Below are 15,731 nucleotides of genomic sequence, written 5' to 3' on the forward strand. Positions count from 1 at the left end.
GAGAATGTAAGTAAAAGTAAGTTGATCATCGCATTGAGATGTTTGAATTTTAAAAGTTGATGTTCGTATTTTGCATGGAGATGATGTTCCCTCTTCCCTACAATAGGCATTAGAGCTAGCAAACTTAATAGGGAGGTTATATAGAAATGAAAGCGCTATTAAGAAAGACGTTAACTGTAGTTTTAGCGGTGGGTTTAGTAGGTAGTCTAGCAGCATGCTCATCCAACTCCTCCAACGATAAAAAAGGGGATAGTGGCGGTAAGGTAAGCTTGACTCTGTGGGATCAATCCGTTGGTAATACAGATCCTTCAGCCAAATTATTGCCTGAGATCGTTGCTCAATGGAATAAAGACCACCCTGATATTCAAGTGGAACGCGTAGGAACAACGGGAGAGCAATATAAAACAAAAATCAAAACCTCAATTGCCGCAGGTGAAGCCCCTGATTTATTTTATGGTATGGGTGGCGGTAGCTTTATGCAGCCGTATATCGAATCACAAAATGTATTGGAGATTACAAGCTATCTAGATGATAACATTAAGAGCAAAATGGGTGCGGGTATGGCAGAGGCGATAGAAACAGACGGAAAAATATATACATTACCTGTGTACACGCATATCGCAAATTTATATGTAAATACAGCGTTATTTGAAAAGGCAGGCGCCAAAATACCTACAACTTATTCAGAGTTGCTAGATGCAGTAGAAAAACTCAAGGCAGCCGGAATTACACCTGCATTGCTAGGAGAAAAGGATCGTTGGCCTGGTATGTATTGGTATGACATTATTGCGATGCGCCAAGCTGGAAATGCCGCAGTAATCGAAGCGTTCAAAGATCCGTCAAAATGGAATTCACCTGATTTCGTGGCGGCGGCAACAAAAATGCAGGAGCTTGCGAAGGCAGGTGCATTTAACACGAGTATGTTTAGTATGAGCTATGATGAAATGTTAGGTGCATTTAATGCAGGCAATGGTGCCATGATGTTCCAAGCAAACTGGGTTAATGCGGGGATTGAAGACCCTGCCTCTGCGTCCAAAGGGAATGTAAAGGTTATTCCTTTCCCTGTTTTTGAAGATGGTAAAGGAACAGCCACAGAAATATTTGGTGGCGCGGTAGACGGATTTTTTATTAGTAGTAAAACAAAACATCCAAAAGAAGCTGTTGAATTTTTGAAATATCTAAGCGAACAGTTAGGGACACAAGGCTTTTTAGCAGGTGCAGGTCTTCCGAGTTGGAAAACAGATGGATTAGACACATCAAGCTTATCTTCTCTTGATTTATCAAGTGCAGAAATTATGAAAACGGCAACCTCCTTTATCGGGTGGTGGGACAATATTCTTCCAGCCGAATCCGCCGAAGCACATAAAAACTTAATTGCACAACTATTAGCTGGTGATATTACGCCTGAGCAATTTTGTGAGCAAATGGCACAATCGAAGCCAACGGAGCTGAAGCTGTAAGCTCCAAAACCTAAGCAGTAATTTCGAAGCTCTAAAATCTAAAAGCCAAGCTCTATACGCTGTAAGTTCTATGGAAAGAACGTGCTAGGGCAAGGGTAAAGTCAGGGAGAAGTCCCTGGCTTTCTCTTGAAAAGGAGGACAATCATGAATACTGTATTTTCAAAAAAAACAACGATAGCGATCTTTGTATTGCCTACGATCATCATTTTTTCTGCCATCGTACTTATTCCTATTTTTGTATCTAGTTATTACAGCTTGTTGGATTGGAATGGCGTTGGCAAAGGCACGTTTATTGGGTTAGACAATTACGTAGCAATGATGAAGGACCCGCGAGTAATTAACTCAATTAAAAATTCACTTTTATTTGCAGCTGCTTCGATTTTTATTCAATTACCGATCTCCTTGTTGCTTGCATTAATTTTAGCCTCTCAGGTTAAAGGGGAAGGCTTTTATCGGACCGTCTACTTTATCCCTGTTTTGATCTCGACAGTCGTTATCGCGCAACTATGGAGCAAAATTTACAATGCAGATTATGGTCTATTAAACACGTTATTAGAAAATATCGGATTATCCAGTTGGGCACAGGATTGGTTAGGGCAAAAGAAAACCGCACTTGCAGCTTCGTTTATTCCTACACTATGGCAATATGTCGGCTATCATATGCTGCTCATGTATGCAGGGGCAAAGTCGATCTCTAAAGATATTTTTGAAGCTGCAAAAATGGATGGCGCCTCACGTATTCGCACCGCCTTTTCCATTACGATCCCACTGATGCGCCCTATTTTAAAAGTATGTCTCATTTTCTCTGTAATAGGTGCCTTTAAAGTGTTTGATTTGATTTACGTATTAACCGCAGGCGGGCCTTTCTATACGACTGAGGTGCCAAGTACCCTCATGTATATGACGATTTTTGATACGTACAAATATGGCTACGGTAGTGCCATCTCTGTATTTATTATTTTAGAGTGTTTGGTATTTACAATCCTCATCAATAAATTTTTCAAGACGGAATAGGGGGAGGGACATGCGTACAAATCCAGATATAGAAACACAGACACAAACTAATCCTACTGCTAATAAAAATACAAGTGTAAGTACAAATGCAAAAGTAGACTCAGCCACAGGCGTGTTGCCAAAACGATCGATCTCAGTGGGCGGTATTTTGCTACAAATTTTTCTAATCATCGTTGCCATTATTCAGGTTTATCCGCTTATCTGGCTTGCTTTTTTCTCACTCAAAGACAATAGCGAAATTTTTGGCGGTGGTGTGTTAGGTTTCCCTAAGCAATTTTTGTGGAGCAATTATAGTAGAGCGTTGTCGGAAGGGCATGTGTTCAGTTACTTTTTAAATAGTGTGTTTGTCACCACCGTTTCGATTGTACTCGTCTTAATTTTGTCATCGATGACGGGCTATGCCATTACCCGAATGAAGTGGAAGCTAAGTAATGCCACGATGACGATGATTTTACTTGGGATGATGGTCCCAATCCATGCTGCTTTGTTGCCACTATTTATGGTATTAAAAAATTTAAGCCTATTAAATAGTTATTGGGCGTTAATTATTCCTTACGTTGCATTTGGAATTCCGATGGGCGTTTTTATTATAGGAAGCTTTTTTAAAGGGATACCACGCGAACTAGAAGAAGCCGCTGTAATTGATGGCTGTGGGGTGTATAAAACATTTCTGCTCATCGTGCTGCCACTCGTTAAGTCGGCGATCGCCACAGTAGCTATCTTCACCTTCTTATCGTGCTGGAATGAGCTTATGTTTGCCGTCACTTTTATTAATGACATTAAATTCCAGACGTTAACAGTAGGGATGATGTCAATGGTTGGTACTTATATTACACAATGGGGGATCATTGGGGCAGGACTTATGATTACCACGATTCCAACGGTAGGCATTTACTTACTATTAAATAAGCAGGTTCAAAATAGTATGATTGCAGGCGCAATTAAAGGATAAATGTGGTGGGCTACTCTATTTAGGGGTAGCCTACTTTTATTTTTTTAACCTGAACAAATTCAGGAAAATGGTGGTAAACTAAATATAGTTTTTTATGTAATCGCATTCATAGAGGTAATTGTTGCAAGCCAAAACAACGTTAAAGTATGAGGCATTTTAAGAAAAAAGGAGGATGTATCGAATTGAATATGAGCTATAATCCACATCTACATCCAGCCCCAGCGGGGTTTGATAAGCCACAAAGTAATTTGGAGCAGGGGCAGGTTGTGGACTTTACGTATTTTTCAGGCGTAGTAAACAAGGAACGCGCAGCTAAAATTTATTTACCCCCACACTACAATAGTGAGACAAAATATAATGTGCTTTACTTACTGCACGGAGTTGGCGGGGATGAAGAGGAATGGTATAAATACGGCACACCACAGCATATTTTGGATCAATTATATACCAAGCAAGCTATCGAGCCTATGATTGTTGTGTTACCAAATGGACGTGCCGCGCAAAATGATCGTGCAGAAGAGGACCATTTTGCACCAGATAAGATTGAAGGCTTTCGTCGGTTTGAACGTGATTTACTAGAGTATTTAATTCCACATATAGAGGCTAATTATTCTGTTCTTGCTGATCGTAAACATCGTGCTTTAGCAGGCTTGTCTATGGGCGGTGGGCAAACCTTAAATATTGGACTTCACCACGTTGACCAATTTGCATGGCTTGGCGCTTTTTCATCTGCACCTAATACATTGCCACCTGAGCAGCTTGTACCTAAGCCTCATGAAGTAGCAACAAAGCTTGATTTACTGTGGTTGTCTTGCGGATTGGATGATGAGTTAAAGCATGTTAGTGATCGAACTCACGAATATTTGGCGGCTCATGATGTTCCGCATATTTGGTATGAAGAGCAGGGCGGACACGATTGGCCTGTGTGGAAAAATGATTTGTATCATTTCGTTCAATTAATTTTTAAGAAATAGGAATATAGAAAGGAACAACGACATTGGTAAAATTAATAGAGAAGATTCCTACAAAGCATAAGGTGGTAGCATTTACGTTTGATGATGGTCCAGATGCACAGTTTACTAGACAAATTTTAAATATTTTCAGTAAAGTGAATGGCAAGGCGACATTTTTTATGGTTGGTGAGCAAATGGATGCAAACGAAGAAATTGCTAGAGAGGTGTATGAGGCAGGTCATGAAATTGGCAATCATACGTATTCCCATCCTGATTTAACTACACTATCTCTGGAGGAAGCGACTATAGAGCTACAGCGGATGGATGATCGTATCCGCAAATTAACGGGGAAATCACCGTCTAGCTTCCGACCTCCCTTTTTTCAAATCAATACAAGTATCGCTGAGCTAGCTACAAACGCTGGATATGCGATGGTTAGCGCCTGTAACACTGGGGCTAGAGATTGGGAACAGCCACAGCCAAGTGTTGACTTCATGGTGACTCAAACAAAGGAAGTGACTGAAGCCGGTAGTGTATTTATTTTCCATGATGGATATGGTGATCGCACCAACACGGTGGAGGCTGTATCTATTTTGGTGGAGGCACTTCATGCTGAAGGTTATCGTTTTGTTACGATAAGTGAACTAATTGGTTTGTCTGAGGACTAAACTATTTATAATTTGTTTAGTAGAGTGAGACTGTCGAAAATTCTATTTTCGGGGGTCTTTTTTATTTGTCTAGTACTAAATTATACGATTAATCTACAAAATTTATAAAATGTAAAAAAATAGATTGTATTAATTTGGAAATATGTTACTATATTAGGTGATAAGGTTAAAATTTTTTAACCATACAAAAATATTGATTTATGAAAACGTTTACTAATTAGTTAGGGTTTATGAACAAGCTTGAATATTTAAATTTTTAAGTGAGGGTCAGGCTTGTCTTCAACCATAGATTTTATTTGAAGTACTATTGGAAGGGGGACGTCCGTATAAGATTAATAATCTTTGCATGATTAGTTTGTAACCGCTTTCTTTTAAGCTAGACAGATTTTAAAAAATAGCACTTACCATCATGAATTGTACCGTTATGCAATTGGAAATGTAGTTAAATTCCAAATTGGAGGAGATTTGTGTGATTCGTAAACGATTGATAACTTTATTAGCATTTGTACTCATATTTTCAGGCTTACCTATGGGAATAGGACATGCAGCTAATCAACCTATTGCGAAAACTCCTGGTAATGCAAATCCGCTCATGGATCATAAGTTTGGGGCGGACCCTTATGCTTTGGTGCATAACGGTAGAGTTTATGTGTACATGTCTGGTGATGATATTGTTTATAACAACAATGGATCAATCAAGGATAATGACTTTAGCAAGCTGGTTAAGGTACGTGTCATTTCATCCGCAGATATGGTGAATTGGACGGATCATGGAGATATTCCAGTCGCAGGAGCAAACAATTTAAATAACGGCCAAGGGATTGCAAAATGGGCTTCATTTTCATGGGCACCTGCCGCAGCTAAGAAGACCATAAATGGTAAAGATAAGTTTTTCTTGTATTTTGCGAATAGCGGTGGAGGTATTGGTGTTTTAACTGCCGATTCTCCGATTGGACCTTGGTCTGATCCTTTAGGTCGCGCACTTATTACACACAGCACGCCTGGAATGTCAGGGGTTCATTGGTTGTTTGATCCAGCAGTGCTAGTGGATGATGATGGTACAGGTTATTTGTATGTGGGTGGTGGTATACCCAATGATAGAGACCCAGCATCGATCGCAAATCCAAAAACAGCACGCGTCATTAAATTAGGCAATGATATGATCAGCCTTGCAAGCAGTGGTGTGACGATTGATGCACCATATCTGTTTGAGGATTCAGGGATTCATAAGTATAACGGCAAATATTATTACTCCTACTGCTTTAACTTCTCTGGCACACACCCACCTCAATATCCTGCTGGTGAGATCGGATATATGGTGAGTGATAGTCCGATGGGACCATTTAGATACGAAGGTCATTTCCTTAAAAATCCTTGGGCTTTCTTTGGAGTAGGCGGTAATAACCATCACGCTGTATTTAACTTCAATAATCAGTGGTATGTTGTATACCATTCACAAATTGTAGCTAAAAATCAATTGGGTGATGGCAAAGGGTACCGTTCTCCTCACATTAATAAATTAACGCATAATGCTAACGGAACGATCCAAGAAGTACAAGGGAACATGCAAGGGGTAGCTCAGCTTGCGAACTTCAATCCTTATACAAGAGTTGAAGCGGAGACATTTGCTTGGCAAGCAGGGATTACAACAGAAAATAGTCGTGCTACTGGTGGCCCGTTCAACAACCAAAATGTAACAAATATTAACAATGGGGATTGGGTTGGAATTAGTAATGTTGATTTTGGTTCTGCAGGTGCAACGAAATTTAAGGCTAATGTTGCTGCAACAACAGCTGGAGGAAAAATTGAAGTCCGTTTGGATAGCCCTACGGGTCCACTTGTTGGTACTCTAAATGTTCCTTCTACTGGTGGTGCACAAAACTGGAGAGAAGTTGAAACTAACATTTCTAATGCTAAAGGCGTCCACCGTTTATTCCTTGTATTTACTGGTAGTGGCGGCGGAAACTTATTTAACTTTGATTCTTGGCAGTTTTCTAACGAAGCTGGTGGAAATCCAAATCCTAATCCAAACCCGAATCCGAATCCAGACGTAACGAGAGTGGAAGCGGAAAATATGAGAATCAGTGGAACTTATGCTGGCGTAATTAGCAATCCTTTTAATGGTGTTGCTTTATACGGAAATGATGATAGCGTTGCCTATGATCAATATTATGCCTTTGATACCCATCAATTTTCACTACGTGGTGCATCCAACAACAATAATACAGCGCGTGTGGATCTACTCATTGGTGGACAAAATGTAGGCTCGTTTTATTTCACAGGTACAACGCCAACAGTGCAAACCTTAACTAATGTAAAGCATCTTACAGGTGCACAAGAGGTGAAGTTGGTTGTAACTACAGATAATGGCACTTGGGATGCATATATCGACTATCTGGAGTACTCATTATAGTATTTATGTATGCGCTTACTCTTTGATGGAGTGTTGAATTACTAATATGTTGAGTTGCTGCATACGGAAGGAAAAGTCAAGAAAGGAAGAGGACTTTGAAAAAAATTGCGATATTATTCATGCTTTTTCCACTAATTTTGGCATCGTTACCAACAGGTCACGCCTCCGCAGCAACGTTTAACAACCCTGTTATTTATGCAGATGTTCCAGATAGCGATGTCATCCGAGTTGGCAATGCCTATTATATGACGAGTACTACGATGCATCTAAGCCCAGGTTTACCTGTTATGAAATCATACGATTTAGTGAACTGGGAAACGGTGAACTATGTGTATGATACCCTTGCCAATACGAATTCTTTTAACTTAGGTAACGGACAAAATGAATATGGTCGTGGTTCTTGGGCGAGTAGCTTGCGTTATCATAACAATATTTATTATGTCGTCTTTGCTTCATTATCAACGGGAAAAACGTACATTTACCAAACTAACAATATTGAAAATGGTCCATGGACATCATACAGTATTGGCGGTTATTATCATGACCCTTCGTTATTGTTTGATCAAGGACGCGCCTTCCTTGTTCATGGTAATGACAATATTAGTATCGTTGAATTGACTGCAGATGCGAAAGGTCTGAAGTCTGGTGGAATGAATCAAGTGCTAATTCCAAATGCAAGTCAAGTTGCAGGTTCTAGCATGATCGTTAAGGCTGAGGGTGCGCACATTCAGAAAATAAACGGAAAATATTACGTGTTTCTTATCGCTTGGCCTTCGGGACAAGGGCGTACCCAGCTCGTTTATCGTGCCGATAGCTTAACAGGTCATTATACAGGGCGTGTTGCCTTACGTGACTCAGGGATTGCTCAAGGTGGTATTGTTGATACGCCAAATGGCACATGGTATGGCTTACTATTTAGAGACAGTGGTGCAGTAGGGCGGATTCCGTATTTGGTCCCTGTTAGCTGGTCTGATCAATGGCCAGTGTTTGGAGTTAACGGTAAGGTTCCGCTTACGATGAATATGCCTGCTGATGGTTATCCAGCCAAGAAGGTGTACGCTTCCGATGATTTTAATAGTGCAACGCTTTCTAAGGTTTGGCAATGGAACCATAATCCTGACCCTCAAAATTGGTCATTATCAGAGCGAAATGGTTTTATGCGTATTAAAAATGGGAAAGTCAGCAAAAACATCCTTGAAGCGCGTAATACTTTGACACAAAGAACGTTTGGTCCAAAAAGCACGGGCATCATCGCAATGGAGACATCTGGAATGAAGGATGGAGACTATGCAGGGCTTGCTGCTTTTCAAGCGAAGTATGGATTTGTTGGTGTGAAGGTATCAGGCAATGCCAAGTCGATTGTAATGGTAAATGCTAGCTCTGGGACAATGAATGAGGTGGCTAGTGTACCATTAACTCAAAACCGAATTTATTTGAGAGTGATGTGTGATTTCACCAATCAAACCGATAAAGCCTATTTTGCTTATAGCTTGAACGGCACAAATTGGACTTCAATTGGCAACACCCTGCAAATGTCCTATACGATGCCACATTTTATGGGATATCGATTTGCTTTGTTTAACTATGCTACGAAGACCACAGGTGGGCTTGTAGATTTTGATTATTTTTATATCCAGTAATCTTTTATTTCTAAAATTTTACTTTAATATAATTCCTATTTAGTTCTATGGAATTATTTATATTTAATGGAAAATATTATATTATCATTACGAGTTTAATAAATTAATAGAAAAGGGAGTTGAATTTTTAATGTTTTCTCGCATAAAAAAGTCATTTATTACAATGTTAGCAGTGGCTACGTTATTACCGCTAGTCACCATCCCAATGTCGCCTAAGGCAGAAGCGGCAGGGAACGTTACCGTTAATTTAGCGGCAGAGAAACAAAGAATTCAGGGGTTTGGAGGGATGAACCACTCGGTTTGGATTGGAGATCTAACCGCTGCACAACGTGAAACTGCGTTTGGCAATGGGCCTAATCAGCTTGGATTTTCAATACTAAGAATTCCGATTCATGAGAATAAAAGCAATTGGCAGCAAGAAGTTGCTACAGCCAAAGCAGCAATTGCGAAAGGTGCAATTGTATTTGCATCTCCTTGGAATCCGCCAAGTGATATGGTCGAAAACTTTAATATGAATGGCCAAAATGCCAAACGTCTTAAATATGATAAATATGCTGCATATGCACAATATTTAAATGAGTTTGACACTTTTATGAAAAATAACGGGGTTAACCTGTACGCAATTTCAGTTCAAAATGAACCTGACTATGCACATGAGTGGACATGGTGGACGCCAAACGAAATTCTTCGTTTTATGAAGGAAAATGCAGGGTCTATTAATAACCGCGTAATTGCACCTGAATCATTCCAATATAGAAAAAATTTCTCTGATCCAATTTTAAATGATCCTCAAGCATTGAAAAATATGGATATCCTTGGTGCACATACGTATGGAACTCAATTTAAAGATTTTGCTTATCCTTTATTTAAACAAAAAGGACAAGGTAAAGGTCTTTGGATGACAGAAGTTTATTATCCTAATAGTGATATGGATTCAGGTAACCGTTGGCCAGAAGCATTAGATATTTCCTATCATATGCACCATGCAATGGTAGAAGCAGATTTTGAAGCTTATGTATGGTGGTATATTCGTAGAGGATATGGCCCAATGGCTGAAAACGGCACAATTACTAAACGTGGCTACAATATGGCACACTTCTCTAAATTTGTTCGCCCAGGCTACAAACGTGTAGATGCAACGAAAACACCTGAAAACAACGTTTTTGTATCTGCATACAAAGGCGATAACAAAGTTGTTATTGTTGCAATTAATAGAAATACTTGGGCTACCTCTGAAAATATTACATTGCAAAATGGTTCAGCATCAACCGTATCTTCATGGGTAACTGATCGCAATAGAAACTTAGCTGCAAATGCTAATATTAATGTAACTAATAATGGCTTTACAGCACAATTGCCTGCACAAAGTGTAACAACATTTGTAGCGGACTTAGGCGCTGGAAATACAAACCCAGGAAACCCTGGAAATCCGGGTAATACGGGTACAACTTACGAAGCCGAGAAGGATACTACATTAGTGAATGCTATTGTAGAACAAACAGATGAAGCTAACCCTATTAGTTTTGTCAATTTTATTGGTGTTACAGATGCTTCTATTCAATGGGATAACATTTATTGTGCGGTAGCAGGAACGAAAAATGTTCGCTTCCGTTATGCTTTAGAAACAGGAACAAGATATTTAGATGTTTATGTAAATGGAACTAAAGTGATTAATAATGCACCATTTACAGCAACAGGACACTGGGGAACATGGGGGGAAACAACCATCCAAGTTCCAATGAATGAAGGTATGAACTCATTTAAGGTAGTGACTACAGGCACAGAAGGACCGAATATTGACAATATTCATGTAACTGCAAGTAATTAAGTTTAGAATTAACAAAGGAGCCCATCTACCATGTTGCTGGTGGATTGGGCTCCTTGTGTTTTAAGTGACGTTACTTTTAAAGATCATGATACGTGATGAGTTCAACGCCCTTTTCTTGTAACCACTGTAATGTGGCTGGATCGCATAACATATCTACTTCTAATGCTCTTGGTATAGTAAGGGAAGAGTTTTTCAAAATGTATCCGTCCAAATAACCAGGGTGACAGATAAACATCAGGTAGTTGTCGTTGGTGTTAACGGTGCTTCTTTGTTCTACAAAATTCTTTAATGCTTCAAACGGGTCGTAGTTTGGTTTCATGGCATCCATGCTAATTTCAACTTGTTTCCCATTGATCGGGATAAAGCCCCCTAATGAGTACGGTGAATATTTCAAATTATACTTTTGAGCCACGAGCTCCAAGCCCTTAAAAAAGTTATCACTCGCAATGGCATGACCTTCAAAATAGCTTGGCTGGTGACCTGTTAACTCGATGAAACGTTCATATTGAGCTTCAATTTCTAAAATGACTTCTTCTAGCACCACAAAATCGTCTTTTGCCTCACGATATTCCTTGGACGCTTTGAATTCGCCATTTTCATTCGTAATGCTTGGAATTAAAGATGGATCAGTCAAAGGCTTGCCAATACAAATATTTGTATGCTGTCCCAAACAAACCTCAATACCCTCCAACAATTTAAGCCCATGCTCGATGGCAGGCATATTGGTCATAATTCCAACGCTTCCGATAAGTCCATCAATGACACTTTTCGCTATGCCATAGTTTACACCTTCGGAATAACCAAGATCATCCGCACGTATTAGTAGTTTTTGCAAAGTAATGTACCTCCTCTATTAGTAATGCATGATAGGATCTGAGGGTGTTTTTTCCCCATTGTAAAGTATCGGATTTCCAACACTGCTGTCAGTATTCGTAATAATAATCGCCGTAGTTGGGGAGTAACCAGCCGCTTCGATATCTGAAATTGAAAATTTCATGAGTAACTGTCCAGTCTTCACTTTGTCCCCAACTTTGACTAATGGCTGGAAGCCTTGTCCCTTTAATTTTACCGTATCCAATCCAACATGAATTAAAACTTCGGTCCCATGATCACTCTTTAATGCAATGGCGTGATTTGTTTTAGCAATAACCATAACTTCTCCGTCAAAAGGGGAATATAACTCTCCTTTAGATGGCTCCATGCCACAGCCTTGTCCTAACTCACCTTCTGAAAATACTCCATCTCCAATTTCCTTTAGTGGGATGACCTTCCCATATAAAGGAGCATACAGTGCTGTGTCATTCATCTTACTATTTAAATTCGTATTCATTAACTGCACAGCTTCAATATGATTATTTGATTCAGATGCTGTTGGTTCCGCATTAACGATGTTTTCCTTTTTATCATCCTCTTTAGTAGATGGGTTTTCTTCCTTAACCCCTAAGAAGTAACTTGCTATAGCCGCTACGATAAAGGCAATGACCATGGAGATGATCCCATTAATAAGATTCCCTGTTGGTCCCCCTACAAAGCTTAATCCACATAGAACGTTAGCAACTGGAATTAGAGCATAAGCTGTTACTTTAGTAAGACCTGCATATAGTCCACCCACAAACGATCCAATCATTAACCCGATGAATGGACGTTTAAAGCGGATAGCAAGACCATACATTCCTGGCTCTGTTACTCCACCGATCGCACCAGCAATTAGATAACTGAAACTTAAAGCACGCTCTTCCTTGTTTTTCATACGAAGTGCTACACCAAGACACATTCCTGCTACAGCCATACTTGATGCGATCGCAGCTGGAAGAATTAGTGATTCCTGTCCATTTTGAGACATAACGAGAATCAAGGTAGAAATCATCACTAGATGCATACCACTAATAACTAAAAATTGCCATAATGCAGCGATGATTGCGACAGCGACAAAACCAAATCCAAGGTCTGACATGCCTAACAACCCTTTGGAAATATAAGCCCCAACCCAAGCCCCAGCAGGACCTAGAACAACTAACGAGATAGGCAGCATGACAAAGATGGTTAAAGCAGGTGCAAATATCGTTTTTATCGTTGTAGGTAAATATTTTTTGAAAAATTTCTCGATATAGGACATTACCCATACAGAGGCGATAATCGGCAAAATGCTGCTACCATAGTTCTGAACCTGTGCAGGAATCCCAAACACAGTAAATGCTTTCCCTTCTAGCGCCATGTCTACAAATGTAGGATGAAGCATGATGCCTCCTAGGAACATTGCAATAACAGGTGTAGCTCCAAACTTTTTAGCTGCGGTGTAACCTACGATGATAGGGAAGAAATAGAAACCAGCATCGCCTACAAAGGTTAGCAATATACTAACATCACTACCTTCACTAATCACATTAAGCATAGAAGGTCCAAGCACAGCAACGAGAAGCTTGAACATAGACGCAGCCATAAGTAATGGGATGAGTGGTGTTAAACACCCTGCGAGTCCATCAAGAATACCTTTTCCAATTGAACCTATTGTTTTTTTCTTCTTCTGACCTTGACCTAACTCAGTATGGAGTGAATCTTGTTTAAAGTCTCCAATCTGTACAATATTGTTATAGACCTGTTCCACCGTTTGTCCAATAATAATTTGATATTGTCCTCCAGCATCCATCACACCAATTACACCAGGGATTTTCTTGATTTCTTCCTGATTAGGGATGCTTTCATCCTTCAAATTAAATCTAAGTCTTGTCATGCAATGGGTGACATGCCCAACATTGTTTTTACCACCAACGGCGTTGAGTATTTGTTCTGCTGTTTTTCTGATTTGCTCCTGCTTTGCCATCTGTAGTTCCTCCCTTAGAAGTCATAAATTTTATAAAAAAACCCAAAACCATACGAGTATACACTCATATTAGTTTTGGGTAATGCCCCATAGTTGGGTAACAATCCACAATATTTAGATGTTTAATGTTACATGCTAAAGTTAAATGTTAGATTTTAAATGTTAAAGTTAGTGATAGAGTTAGATGTTGTTATTTTTAGTGATACGATAAATATGCATCATCAAATATAGGAACTCGTCCTTTGTTGTCTCTGCTTGCAAAGTTTTATCGATAAAATCGCTAATGATAAGAGCGCAATCGTATACCTCTGGATTGCTTTCCTTCATTGCATCAAAAATTGCACTATTATCATTCATAAACTGTGCTTCTTCTTTGATACGTTTCAGATAATATCTCATATGCATCGCGAATCGATTGTAATTAAAGCTGTTACGATCTACCTCAATCTGAAAATATCCCTCAATCATTTTAGCAACCTCAGAAATGACCATTTCAGTGTCAGGGCCTTCGGTTTCAGGCTCTTTTTCTTCCTTTGCATTAACAAGATGCATCGCAATATTTGTAATCTCACTCTCTGGAAGAACCATGCCAAGCTTTCGCTTAATTAATTGGACTGCAAAACGCCCTAATGCCGTTTCCTTTGGATATAGTTGCTCTACATCATAAGAAAATAACATCTGCATCTTTTTGTATTTCCTTAAGCGAATTACTGCGAAGTTAATATGATCCGACAAACCAATTAGCAAATTGGGGTTGAGGGGAGAGAGCAGCGTTTTACGGGCTTCATCAACAATTAGTGCTGTCACCTCAAGCACTTGCTCAGGGATGTCTTCGATCAAATCATAAAATCGTTTATCAATTCGGTAAAAGGTCATGGTCAAGGCGCTAAGGTCTTTAATCTCATAAGGCATTGGCGGAAATCCGATTCCTTTACCAAAGGCGATCAATTCCTTATTGTTGTTATCTACGCAGATAGCTACATTGTTGTTTATTTTCTTGGTCGCTTTCATAATTGTAGCTCCTTATTAGAGTTGTAAACGCAAAAATCTCCTTGAAGACATACCTAATACATACAGGTAATGCCTCAAAGAGAATGATTCCAATGAGTAACAATCCTTAAAGGAGATGTTATATATGTTAACGCTTACTTCATGATATCATATTAAAATTAATGAGGCAAGGGTAAATCGTGCCATATATATACCTTATTTTACTCCTTACTTTAGATAATATGTAACCTGGTATTTATGTATATGTGATATAATTTTCATATAAATAAAGAGGGAGAAGGCGGAAATGTTGGAAAGATATATTGCACTTTTACGGGGAATAAATGTAGGAGGTAAAAACAAAATATCTATGCCAGCCTTGAAAGTTGCTTTTGAGGAAGTTGGGTTTTTAAATGTTATTACTTATATTAACAGTGGAAATGTTATTTTTTCTAGCGATATAAATAATGAAAGTGAATTGAAAAAAATAAGTGAATTCGCAATAGCGAATACATTTAAATTGAATATATCTGTTACAGTTGTATCAGCAAAAAAATTATCAGATACCTTAAATAATTCCCCAGATTGGTGGGATACTGATAATAAAGATATATATGACAATGCTATTTTTGTAATCTCCCCCACTAGTGTAGAAGAAGTATATGAGGCAGTTGGTAATCCAAAATTAGAGTATGAAAGAGTAAGTCACTATGGAAATGTCATTTTTTGGTCTGCTTCTTTGAAAAATTTTTCCAAAACAAGATGGTCGAAAATTGCAAGTTCTTCAGTGAATAGTAAAGTTACAATTAGAAATGCAAATACTTCAAAAAAGCTTTTAAAACTGGCAGGAATCTAAAAATATTTAACAACAAACTTCGAAATTACTATGCCTCTGAAACTCCTCTATTTAATATAACTTTTTGTATAATTCCCGTCATGCATTTAACTTTATGCCCAAATTGACAACATTTAGAAATGTACATTTTTTAGCA

At 38.9% G+C, this 15,731-nt stretch carries 12 protein-coding genes and 1 pseudogene; 10 read left to right on the forward strand and 3 right to left on the reverse strand.

Annotated elements, in window-relative coordinates:
- Window positions 1–146 precede the first annotated feature (146 nt).
- From ABE099_RS00415 to ABE099_RS00455, 9 genes and pseudogenes are all read left to right on the forward strand, one after another.
- On the forward strand, window positions 147–1,460 hold the full coding sequence (locus tag ABE099_RS00415; protein ID WP_430026565.1) for an extracellular solute-binding protein: 1,314 nt from the start codon (window positions 147–149) through the stop codon (window positions 1,458–1,460).
- Window positions 1,461–1,604: 144 nt separating this feature from the next.
- Window positions 1,605–2,474 carry a carbohydrate ABC transporter permease gene (locus ABE099_RS00420; protein ID WP_430026567.1) on the forward strand — a complete coding sequence of 290 codons (870 nt, stop codon included), beginning with the start codon at window positions 1,605–1,607 and terminating at the stop codon, window positions 2,472–2,474.
- Window positions 2,475–2,484: 10 nt separating this feature from the next.
- Entirely contained in the window at window positions 2,485–3,426 is a 942-nt protein-coding gene (locus ABE099_RS00425) for a carbohydrate ABC transporter permease (protein ID WP_430026569.1), read from the forward strand.
- A 188-nt stretch (window positions 3,427–3,614) separates the two neighbouring features.
- Complete coding sequence (locus ABE099_RS00430) at window positions 3,615–4,400, forward strand: alpha/beta hydrolase (protein ID WP_430026804.1); 786 nt, start codon at window positions 3,615–3,617, stop codon at window positions 4,398–4,400.
- 23 nt (window positions 4,401–4,423) lie between these two features.
- A complete protein-coding gene (locus ABE099_RS00435; protein WP_430026570.1) occupies window positions 4,424–5,047 on the forward strand; it encodes a polysaccharide deacetylase family protein in 624 nt (207 codons plus the stop codon).
- Window positions 5,048–5,516: 469 nt separating this feature from the next.
- Window positions 5,517–7,460, forward strand: coding sequence for a carbohydrate-binding protein (locus ABE099_RS00440; RefSeq protein ID WP_430026572.1), 1,944 nt, complete (start codon window positions 5,517–5,519; stop codon window positions 7,458–7,460).
- A 119-nt stretch (window positions 7,461–7,579) separates the two neighbouring features.
- Complete coding sequence (locus tag ABE099_RS00445; protein WP_430026574.1) at window positions 7,580–9,100, forward strand: glycoside hydrolase family 43 protein; 1,521 nt, start codon at window positions 7,580–7,582, stop codon at window positions 9,098–9,100.
- A gap of 163 nt (window positions 9,101–9,263) precedes the next feature.
- Window positions 9,264–10,490, forward strand: a pseudogene (locus ABE099_RS00450) (hypothetical protein); the annotation flags it as partial.
- Window positions 10,491–10,577: 87 nt separating this feature from the next.
- Window positions 10,578–10,928, forward strand: coding sequence for a carbohydrate-binding protein (locus ABE099_RS00455; protein ID WP_430026805.1), 351 nt, complete (start codon window positions 10,578–10,580; stop codon window positions 10,926–10,928).
- 76 nt (window positions 10,929–11,004) lie between these two features.
- On the opposite strand, the gene ABE099_RS00460 is transcribed toward ABE099_RS00455, so the two are convergent.
- From ABE099_RS00460 to ABE099_RS00470, 3 genes are all read right to left on the reverse strand, one after another.
- Window positions 11,005–11,763 carry a ChbG/HpnK family deacetylase gene (locus ABE099_RS00460; RefSeq protein WP_430026576.1) on the reverse strand — a complete coding sequence of 253 codons (759 nt, stop codon included), beginning with the start codon at window positions 11,761–11,763 and terminating at the stop codon, window positions 11,005–11,007.
- Between the two features lie 18 nt (window positions 11,764–11,781).
- Entirely contained in the window at window positions 11,782–13,749 is a 1,968-nt protein-coding gene (locus ABE099_RS00465; protein WP_430026578.1) for a beta-glucoside-specific PTS transporter subunit IIABC, read from the reverse strand.
- A gap of 180 nt (window positions 13,750–13,929) precedes the next feature.
- Window positions 13,930–14,760 carry a PRD domain-containing protein gene (locus tag ABE099_RS00470; protein WP_430026580.1) on the reverse strand — a complete coding sequence of 277 codons (831 nt, stop codon included), beginning with the start codon at window positions 14,758–14,760 and terminating at the stop codon, window positions 13,930–13,932.
- 286 nt (window positions 14,761–15,046) lie between these two features.
- On the opposite strand from ABE099_RS00470, the gene ABE099_RS00475 reads away from it, so the two are divergent.
- Window positions 15,047–15,595: a DUF1697 domain-containing protein gene (locus tag ABE099_RS00475; RefSeq protein WP_430026582.1), complete on the forward strand. Its 549-nt coding sequence runs from the start codon at window positions 15,047–15,049 to the stop codon at window positions 15,593–15,595.
- The last annotated feature ends 136 nt before the right edge of the window (window positions 15,596–15,731 follow it).

This window comes from Paenibacillus turicensis (assembly GCF_050461185.1).
GTDB classification, from domain to species: Bacteria; Bacillota; Bacilli; order Paenibacillales; family Paenibacillaceae; genus Fontibacillus; species Fontibacillus turicensis_A.